This is a genomic window from Sulfitobacter sp. PR48 (assembly GCF_028807335.1).
Taxonomy (GTDB): Bacteria; Pseudomonadota; Alphaproteobacteria; order Rhodobacterales; family Rhodobacteraceae; genus Sulfitobacter.
Map to the genome: position 1 here is coordinate 252,367 of NZ_JARAMM010000007.1, position 9,428 is coordinate 261,794.

Sequence of the window (9,428 nt, forward strand, 5' to 3'; positions counted from 1 at the left end):
GACGGATTTTCCCGCAGCCTGCGTCACATCTGCTTGAAATAGAACCACTATTCCTGCGCAGATGTTCCTGGTCTGCGAAAAAATCTGTCAAACTGAGCATATAGAATTAATGGGTCCAGAGCCTAAGGTCAAAAAGAGGGGAAGGGTTCAGTCCTTGCCCCGGTAGGGTTCGACATATTGCAGCGCCATGTCCCAGGGAAAGAAGATCCATGTGTCCTGGCTGACTTCGGTGATGAAGGTATCGACCTGAGGGCGGCCCTTGGGCTTGGCATAGACGGTGGCGAAATGCGCCCTGGGGTACATCTTGCGCACCACTTCCAGCGTCTTGCCGCTGTCCACCAGGTCGTCGATGATCAGGATGCCGGTGCCGTCGCCCATCAGCGTCGCATCGGGCGATTTCAGCACCTGCGCCTCGGACTGGTCCTGGTGGTCGTAGGATTTGACCGAGATCGTATCGACCGTGCGGATGTCCAGCTCGCGCGCCGCGATCATCGCCGGGGCCATGCCGCCACGGGTGATGGCGACCACCGCGCGCCAGGCGCCGTCATCGGGGCCTTCGCCGTCCAGCCGCCAGGCCAGGGCGCGGCTGTCGCGGTGGATCTGGTCCCAGGAAATGTGAAAGCCTTTTTCATGGGGCAGGCGGTTGGCGTCGCGTTTGTCGGACATGGGGTTACCTTTCGATCAGCAACCGGGTGCCGAAGGCCCCCAGCAGCAGGGCGGCGATGCGGTCGAAGACCGGTTTCAGACGCAGATAGCCCTGCCGCGCAACCGGGGTGCTGAGCAGGGTGGCAAAGAGACTGTAGAACAGGATTTCCAGCGTCACATGATTGAACACGACAAAGGCGATTTCGCCCGCGCTCATGCCCTTGGGAAAGACCACGAGGATCAGGGCGGCGGCAAAGAGCATTGATTTGGGGTTGCCGAGGTTCACCAGCGCACCGGCCATGAGGTTGCGGCCGGCCGGCCGGGGCAGGGCAGCGCCGGGGGGCTGGCGGGCGTGCCGCCAGGTCTGCACCGCGATCCAGATCAGATAGAGCGCGCCTGCCACCTTCAGCGTGACATAGGCCCAGGGGGCAAGCGCCAGCAGCCGGTCGAGCCCCAGAAAGGCCGAGGCCGTCCAGCAGCCTGCCGCCAGTGCCAGCCCCACGCCGCTGAGCAGCCCCGCGACGCGGCCCGCGCTGACCGTGGTCCGGATGACAAAGATCATCGCGGCACCGGGGCTGGCCAGGGCTGCGAGGAGGAGCAGGTTGAAGGCGATGAGGCTTTCCAGGGACATCGGTTCAGGCTTATTCCTTGGCCATGTCGGGCGCGTCCACGGCCTTCATGCCGACGACATGGTAGCCCGCATCCACATGCAGGTTCTCGCCGGTGGTGCCGGATCCCAGATCGCTGAGCAGGTAAAGCGCCGCCTTGCCGACGTCGTCGATGGTGACGTTGCGGCGCAACGGAGAGTTGTATTCGTTCCACTTCATGATGTAGCGGAAATCGCCGATGCCGGAGGCTGCCAGCGTCTTGATCGGCCCCGCCGAGATCGCATTGACGCGGATGCCGTCCTTGCCCAGATCCTCGGCCAGATATTGCACCGAGGCTTCCAGCGCCGCCTTGGCCACGCCCATGACGTTATAATGCGGCATGACCTTTTCCGCGCCGTAATAGGTGAGGGTCAGCGCGCTGCTGCCGGGTGACATCATCTTTTCCGCGCGCTGCATGACGGCGGTAAAGGAATAGACGGAAATATCCATCGACATCGCGAAATTGCGGCGGCTGGTATCGACATAGCGGCCGCGCAGTTCGTTTTTGTCAGAAAAGCCAATGGCATGAACAACGAAATCAAGACCGCCCCAGCGCTCTTTCAACCCGTCGAACAGCGCGTCCAGGCTGGCTTCGTCACCGACGTCGCAGGGCAGGACGATGTCGCTGCCCAATTGTGCGGCCAGCGGATCGACCCGCTTTTTCAGCGCATCGCCCTGATAGGAGAACGCCAGTTCCGCCCCCGCTTCGCTCAGGGTACGGGCAATGCCCCAGGCGATGGACTTGTCGTTCGCAAGGCCCATGATCAGCCCACGCTTGCCTTGCATCAAAGTGTTTTCCATGGGCACCGAACCTCTGCCTGTTACATTACCGGTTACCTCTAGGACATTGCGGCCATGCCATCAAGATGCCTGCCTTTGGCGTGTTAGCGCCAACTACCGGATTGGTTGTATAAAAATCGGTCCTGTGGCTTGTTGCGTTATGTCATTTGATATAGCGCTATAGTGATCGGTGCGATTTGCGGCGCACGATTATGAAATTGGGATACTACATGGAAAAACGCACCGGTATTTTTGCGGGGCAGGATCCGTTCGAAATTGCCCGGCAGTGGCTGGGCGAGGCGGAAAGCAAAGAACCCAACGATCCGAACGCGATCGCCCTGGCGACAGTGGACGACGATGGTCTGCCAAATGCGCGCATGGTGCTTTTGAAAGAGATCGAGGCGGATGCCTTTGTCTTCTATACCAATTACGAGAGCGCCAAGGCGCGGGAGCTGGATGGCGCGGGCAAGGCGGCCTTTGTCATGCATTGGAAATCGCTGCGCCGCCAGATCCGGGTGCGCGGGCTGATCACCCGCGAGGACGGGCCGCAGGCCGACGCCTATTACAAGAGCCGTTCGCTGGGCAGCCGGCTGGGGGCCTGGGCCTCGGCGCAGTCGCGCCCCCTGAAAAGCCGCGCGGCGCTGGTTGCCGAAGTGGCAAAGGTGACGGCGGCAAAGGGAACCGATCCGGCGCGGCCTCCGTTCTGGGGCGGATATCGAATCACGCCGCTGGAGATCGAGTTCTGGGCCGACGGCGAATTCCGGCTTCACAACCGGTTCCAATGGCGGCGGGGCGATCCGTCCTCCCCCTGGGATGTGACCCGCCTGAACCCCTGAGTATCAATAAGCTGTCTCGTGTGATAAGAACTTGAATTTTCCGGCCCAAGGGCACGGAAGCAAACGATAAAGGACGATTGTGCAGGACGACCGCGACATACCGACCGAGCCCGAAACAGATGCGCCCGAGGGGACGCCGGTATCGGGCGTCGTGAAATGGTTCGACCCGATCAAGGGGTTCGGCTTTGTTGTGGCGGACGAGGGGGGGCCGGACATTCTGCTGCATGTGAATGTCCTGCGCAACTTCGGCCAGAGCTCTGTCACCGATGGCGCGCGGGTGGAGGTGATCGCGCAGCGGACCGAACGCGGGGTGCAGGCCACCGCCGTGCTGTCGATCCAGCCGCCCGGCAACGTCCAGACCAGCGCATTGCCGGATATCGTGGGGCTGGACCGCAGCGCCGTGGCGGCGGCACCTCTGGAACCTGCGCGGGTAAAGTGGTTCGATAAATCCAAGGGATTCGGGTTTGCCAATGTCTTTGGCAAGCCGCAGGATGTGTTTCTGCATATCGAAGTGCTGCGCCAGTCCGGCCTGTCCGATTTGCAGCCGGGCGAAGCACTGGCGATGCGGGTGATCGAAGGCAAGCGCGGCCGTATGGCCGCAGAGGTACAGGCATGGGAAACGGTCTTGACGGAACGCGAAGACGAATAGGGATCCGTGCTGCGGCCCTTGCCCTTGTCCTTGTCGCGCTGATGCCCCTTGCGGCCCAGGCCGCATCCGGCTGCCGCGCCGATACGGTCCTGCTGCGTGGCGACTGGGGCCAGGTCCGCTTCACCGTCGAGATTGCGGATGAACCGCAGGAACAGATGCGCGGGCTGATGGGCCGGACCTCGATGCCGGTTTCTTCGGGGATGCTGTTTGTCTATCCCGCGCCGCGCCGTTCAAGTTTCTGGATGCGCAACACGCTGATTCCCCTCGATATGCTGTTCATCGACGCCACCGGTGTCGTGCGCCACATTCACCACAATGCCGTACCGCTGGATGAAACCGCGATTTTCGGCGGCGAGAACGTCCTGGCGGTGCTGGAGATCAACGGCGGGCTGGCACAACGGCTGGGGATCGTGGAAGGCACCGAGCTGCGCCATCCCGCCTTTGCGCGCTTCGGGCCGGCATGGCCTTGCGAGACACCTTAATCTAGGTCTTTTCATTCACGAAGCCAGCGACTAAAGAGGCCAGGTCGGAGCGTGGCGCAGCCTGGTAGCGCACCTGTTTTGGGTACAGGGGGTCGGAGGTTCGAATCCTCTCGCTCCGACCACTTTCATTTATGTTGATAGTCAGGACATTTGCCCTTTCGGGTCACAAAATGCCCTTTGGGTGCAGTTGCGCCCAGTCTCGGTTTGCCCGCCACCAGATTGCAAACACGTTATCTGCACCCGCGGCTTGAATGCGCCGCCTCATGAAATCTTAAAGGTTGGCTTGGGGCCCGGCGCCTGCGGCTTGTTCCGGGCCTGGGTGCCAGTCACTGAGGTCGGATCGCCGCACCACGGCCCGTCGATGCGCGGCTTGGGGTTTCGTTGCCAACGGCAGAAACCTCCGCCTAGCTGTACCTCGGGCCGTGCTCGCATCGTACAAGACCCCTGACGACGCGACACCCCTACATGTGGTGGGCAGCACCCTGACCCCTTCCAGATGCGGTGGGCATTTGCCGATGATTCTTGGCCCGAGAATCCGGCCAACGTGACATTTTTATGAATCGCTGCAGATTTTTCCGGCGAAACCGGATCGCCACCTTTAGGACATCTTGTTCACAGCGGATCTGTGGATAACTTCATGCAAAGGGTGAGCCGATACCCCTAAATGTGCCGTAACGTTTGGAGAATAGCACCGGCGATGCAACCTCCACGGTTCAGGGGGGCTGGGGATATGATCGGTATGAATCGGAGCCCGGCGGGCCGCTCAAAAAGAGCGGCACCGGTCAACCTTAAAGATTGGAAGATTTCTCAAAAAATCCGTTGACCCGTACCCCCATGATGCGTCAATTTGTGTAGGCCGACGATGACGCCACAATATGTAGTGGTTAACGCTCGCAGGGCGCATCAGGGCAGAAGACAGGCACCAGGACGAAAACTTCGTTAAATGCTGCAGGAACACGGGGCAGGCTCCCTCCGTGATCGGTCTTTCTGTGCCTTTTGTCGGCAATGAACGGGGTGGGGACAGTCTGCAATGACAGGCGGGTTTCCGTAGATTGTTAATGCTGGATATGAGGCAGTAAAAAATGAAAATTGAACGTCAGTTTACGACCGCGGGCCAGGACGCATATGCGGACCTGGATTTTGTCAGCACAGTTTCCGAAATCCGCAATCCCGACGGCTCCGTCGTGTTCAAGCTCGACAATGTCGAAGTGCCCTCCGGCTGGAGCCAGGTCGCAAGCGACGTGATCGCGCAGAAATATTTCCGCAAGGCGGGCGTGCCCTCCGAATTGAAAAAGGTGAAGGAAAAGGGCGTGCCCGAGTTCCTGTGGCGCTCCGTGCCCGCCGAAGGTGCCGAGATGGGCGGAGAGACCTCTTCCAAGCAGGTCTTCGACCGTCTCGCCGGGGCCTGGGCCTATTGGGGCTGGAAAGGTGGCTATTTCACCACCGAGGAAGATGCCCGCGCCTATTTTGACGAGATGCGCCATATGCTGGCCAGCCAGCGCGCGGCCCCTAACAGCCCGCAGTGGTTCAACACCGGTCTGCATTGGGCCTACGGCATCGACGGTCCTGCGCAGGGCCATTACTATGTCGACTACAAGACCGGCAAACTGACCCGTTCCAAATCCTCCTACGAACACCCCCAGCCGCATGCCTGCTTCATCCAGTCCGTCGCCGATGACCTGGTGGGCGATGGCGGCATCATGGACCTCTGGGTCCGCGAGGCGCGGCTGTTCAAATACGGCTCCGGCACCGGCACCAACTTCTCCTCGCTGCGTGCGGCAGGGGAAAAACTGTCGGGCGGCGGCAAATCTTCCGGCCTGATGGGTTTCCTGAAAATCGGTGACCGCGCCGCCGGTGCCATCAAATCCGGCGGCACCACACGCCGCGCCGCCAAGATGGTGATCGTCGATGCGGACCACCCCGATATCGAGGAATTCATCAACTGGAAGGTGCTGGAAGAGCAGAAGGTCGCCTCCATCGTCGCAGGCTCCAAGATGCACGAGCAGAAGCTGAACCTTCTGTTCAAGGCGATCAAGGAATGGGACGGGACAGTTGAAGATGCCTATGACCCGGCCAGGAATGACGCGCTGAAACAGGCGATCCGCGAAGCGAAAAAGGTTGCGATCCCCGAGACCTACGTCAAACGCGTGCTGGATTACGCCAAGCAGGGCCACACCAGCATCGAATTCCCGACCTATGACACCGACTGGGACTCCGAGGCCTACAACTCGGTCTCCGGCCAGAACTCCAACAACTCGATCCGCGTCACCAATGCCTTCCTGACCGCCGTCGAAAAGGATGCCGACTGGGAACTGACCGACCGCACAACCGGCAAGGTGGCCAAGACCATCCGCGCCCGTGACCTCTGGGCCCAGGTGGGCCATGCCGCATGGGCCTGTGCCGATCCGGGCATCCAGTACCACGACACGGTGAACGACTGGCACACCTGCCCCGAAGACGGCGCGATCCGCGGCTCCAACCCCTGCTCGGAGTACATGTTCCTCGATGACACCGCCTGCAACCTGGCGTCGATGAACCTGCTGACCTTCCTGCAGGACGGCGTGTTCAACGTCGAAGACTACATGCATGCCGCGCGCCTGTGGACCGTGACGCTGGAGATCTCCGTGATGATGGCGCAATTCCCCTCCCGGGAAATCGCGCAGCGGTCCTATGACTTCCGCACCCTGGGTCTGGGCTATGCGAACATCGGCGGATTGCTGATGAACATGGGCTATTCCTATGACAGCGACGAGGGCCGCGCGCTTTGCGGTGCGCTGACCGCGATCCTGACCGGCGTGTCCTATGCCACTTCCGCCGAAATGGCGGGCGAGCTGGGGGCCTTCCCGGGCTATGCCAAGAACGGCAAGCACATGCTGCGCGTCATCCGCAACCACCGCAACGCGGCCTATGGCAACGACACCGGCTATGAGAAGCTGAGCGTCAAGCCGGTGCCGCTGGATCACGCCAACTGCCCGCAGCCCGGCCTGATCGACGTGGCCATGTCCACCTGGGACGAGGCGCTGACACTGGGCGAGGCACATGGGTATCGCAACGCGCAGGTCTCGGTCATCGCGCCCACCGGCACCATCGGTCTGGTGATGGATTGCGACACCACCGGGATCGAGCCTGACTTTGCCCTGGTGAAGTTCAAGAAGCTGGCCGGCGGCGGCTATTTCAAGATCATCAACCAATCTGTGCCCGCCGCGCTGGAAAAGCTCGGCTACGGCTCCGCCCAGATCGAAGAGATCGTGTCCTACGCCGTGGGCCACGGCACCATCGGCAATGCCCCCGGCATCAACCACACCTCGCTGGCGGGCCATGGTTTCGGCCCCAACGAACTGGCCAAGGTGGACAAGGCGCTGGCTTCGGCCTTCGACATCCGCTTTGTGTTCAACCAATGGACGCTGGGTGCGGATTTCTGCAAGAACGTGCTGGGCATCCCGGCGGACAAGCTGAATGACCCGACCTTCGACCTGCTGAAATCCCTGGGCTTTACCCGCGCGGACATCGACGCGGCCAATGACCACGTCTGTGGCACCATGACGCTGGAAGGGGCGCCGCACCTGAAAGAAGAGCATTACGGCATCTTCGATTGTGCCAACCCCTGCGGCAAGAAGGGCAAGCGGTATCTCAGCGTCAACAGCCACATCTACATGATGGCCGCGGCGCAAAGCTTCATCTCCGGCGCGATCTCCAAGACGATCAACATGCCCAATGACGCAAGCATCGAGGATTGCCAGCAAGCCTATGAGCTGTCCTGGAGCCTCGGGATCAAGGCCAATGCGCTCTACCGCGACGGCTCCAAGCTCAGCCAGCCGCTGGCGGCCGCGCTGATCGAGGATGACGACGATGCGGCAGAGGTGCTGGAAAGCGGCTCCCTGCAGGAGAAAGCCGCCGTGCTGGCCGAAAAGATCGTCGAGAAGGTGATCGTCAAGGAAATCATCAAATCGCACCGCGAGAAGATGCCCCAGCGCCGCAAGGGCTATACCCAGAAGGCCATCGTGGGCGGCCACAAGGTCTATCTGCGCACCGGCGAATACGGCGACGGCAAGCTGGGCGAGATCTTCATCGACATGCACAAGGAGGGCGCGGGCTTCCGGGCGATGATGAACAATTTCGCCATCGCGGTCTCTGTCGGGCTTCAGTACGGCGTGCCGCTGGAGGAATTCGTTGATGCCTTCACCTTCACCAAGTTCGAACCGGCAGGCATGGTGCAGGGCAATGACAGCATCAAGAATGCGACCTCGATCCTCGACTATATCTTCCGCGAACTGGCGGTCAGCTACCTGGACCGGACCGATCTGGCCCATGTGAAGCCCGAAGGCGCCACATTTGACGATCTGGGCCGGGGCGAAGAGGAAGAAGGCGTGGCCAATGTCTCCGAACTGTCGGAAACCGCCGCGACCAAGAGCCTCGAAGTGCTGCGCCAGATCAGCTCGACCGGCTATCTGCGCAACCGTCTGCCGCAGGAACTGGTGGTGCTTCAGGGCGGCCAGCGCGAGATGGCAGCCGCCGTCGCCGCAGCTGCTCCGCAGGTCAACGGCAATGCCGCCGTCGCCATGGCGGCAAGCACGTCGGTGGCCACCGGGGCGGTCAGCATGGATGCCCGGACCAAGGCCAAGATGCAGGGCTACGAGGGCGAGGCCTGTGGCGAATGCGGCAATTACACGCTGGTGCGCAACGGCACTTGCATGAAGTGCAACACCTGCGGTGGGACAAGCGGCTGTAGCTGATATCGGACCGCGCCCTGACGGGGGCGTGCAGGGGCAGGGCCTTGGGGCCCGCCCCGACGAGACAAGGGCCCCGGGCAGGCCCATTTGAGACGGGGTGGGTTCTCGCGCATCGCTTTGCGATACGCTGCCACCCACGCCGCAGCCCCGGCATCGCCGGGGCGCGGGACACGGAGCGCGTGCGCGTGCTCTGGACGACGTTCAGGCCGCAGGCAAACAAATACCGAGCGGTTAACATATTGAGCTTGAACGGCGAAACTAGAGGAGAGCTTCGGCTCTCCTTTTTTCTGTTCAGGAGGATGAGGGCTGACTCCGGCCTTTTTCTAGGAAAAGGCCTCTGTCAGGGGAGTTCGCGTTTGCTGCGCAAAGCGCGAACGGAACGGCGAAACTACGGGGGCACTTCGGTGCTCCCTTTTTTCTGTTCGGGAGGATGCGGGCTGACTCCGGCCTTTTAAGGAAAAGGCCTCTGTCAGGGGAGTTTGCATTTGAAGGAAATGCAAACGGAACGGCGAAACTAGAGGAGAGCTTCGGCTCTCCTGAGGCTGCTGAAAAAGCACGTTCCTGCACCCGCCCCCCCCCGAAACAACGAAATCGTTCTTCCACGACGCCAGCCACAAGCCTTGGCCCGGGTGTCAGCCCGGGCCGCGCCCGACCCTCCC

General features: G+C 61.5%; 7 protein-coding genes and 1 tRNA gene. 5 read left to right on the forward strand and 3 right to left on the reverse strand.

From position 1 onward, the window contains the following. Positions 1 to 147 precede the first annotated feature (147 nt). Genes gpt through fabI form a run of 3 tightly spaced genes read right to left on the reverse strand, consistent with a single transcriptional unit; the run spans position 148 to position 2,093 of the window. On the reverse strand, positions 148 to 666 hold the full coding sequence (gene gpt / locus PVW51_RS11770; RefSeq protein ID WP_274575220.1) for a xanthine phosphoribosyltransferase: 519 nt from the start codon (positions 664 to 666) through the stop codon (positions 148 to 150). A 4-nt stretch (positions 667 to 670) separates the two neighbouring features. Then, positions 671 to 1,276 (reverse strand): LysE family translocator, encoded by a 606-nt coding sequence (locus PVW51_RS11775; protein ID WP_274575221.1) that lies wholly within the window; start codon positions 1,274 to 1,276, stop codon positions 671 to 673. Between the two features lie 10 nt (positions 1,277 to 1,286). Continuing rightward, a complete protein-coding gene (fabI, locus tag PVW51_RS11780; protein WP_269361722.1) occupies positions 1,287 to 2,093 on the reverse strand; it encodes an enoyl-ACP reductase FabI in 807 nt (268 codons plus the stop codon). Between the two features lie 209 nt (positions 2,094 to 2,302). Here fabI and pdxH point away from each other — a divergent pair, with 209 nt between their 5' ends. The 5 genes from pdxH to PVW51_RS11805 all read left to right on the forward strand — a co-directional run bounded on the left by pdxH (position 2,303) and on the right by PVW51_RS11805 (position 8,772). Beyond that, positions 2,303 to 2,908, forward strand: coding sequence for a pyridoxamine 5'-phosphate oxidase (gene pdxH / locus PVW51_RS11785; RefSeq protein ID WP_269362077.1), 606 nt, complete (start codon positions 2,303 to 2,305; stop codon positions 2,906 to 2,908). Positions 2,909 to 2,987: 79 nt separating this feature from the next. Continuing rightward, a complete protein-coding gene (locus PVW51_RS11790) occupies positions 2,988 to 3,557 on the forward strand; it encodes a cold-shock protein (protein WP_443069511.1) in 570 nt (189 codons plus the stop codon). 41 nt (positions 3,558 to 3,598) lie between these two features. Beyond that, on the forward strand, positions 3,599 to 4,039 hold the full coding sequence (locus PVW51_RS11795) for a DUF192 domain-containing protein (RefSeq protein WP_269361723.1): 441 nt from the start codon (positions 3,599 to 3,601) through the stop codon (positions 4,037 to 4,039). A 45-nt stretch (positions 4,040 to 4,084) separates the two neighbouring features. Continuing rightward, positions 4,085 to 4,161, forward strand: a tRNA-Pro gene (locus PVW51_RS11800). A 960-nt stretch (positions 4,162 to 5,121) separates the two neighbouring features. Beyond that, entirely contained in the window at positions 5,122 to 8,772 is a 3,651-nt protein-coding gene (locus PVW51_RS11805) for a vitamin B12-dependent ribonucleotide reductase (protein ID WP_269361724.1), read from the forward strand. Positions 8,773 to 9,428: the final 656 nt, after the last annotated feature.

What these genes read in the sequence shown, in the direction of transcription:
- gpt (WP_274575220.1), bottom strand. Translation starts at nt 666, where the DNA reads ATGTCCGACAAACGCGACGCCAACCGCCTGCCCCATGAAAAAGGCTTT.
- PVW51_RS11775 (WP_274575221.1), bottom strand. Translation starts at nt 1,276, where the DNA reads ATGTCCCTGGAAAGCCTCATCGCCTTCAACCTGCTCCTCCTCGCAGCC.
- fabI (WP_269361722.1), bottom strand. Translation starts at nt 2,093, where the DNA reads ATGGAAAACACTTTGATGCAAGGCAAGCGTGGGCTGATCATGGGCCTT.
- pdxH (WP_269362077.1), top strand. Translation starts at nt 2,303, where the DNA reads ATGGAAAAACGCACCGGTATTTTTGCGGGGCAGGATCCGTTCGAAATT.
- PVW51_RS11795 (WP_269361723.1), top strand. Translation starts at nt 3,599, where the DNA reads ATGCCCCTTGCGGCCCAGGCCGCATCCGGCTGCCGCGCCGATACGGTC.
- PVW51_RS11805 (WP_269361724.1), top strand. Translation starts at nt 5,122, where the DNA reads ATGAAAATTGAACGTCAGTTTACGACCGCGGGCCAGGACGCATATGCG.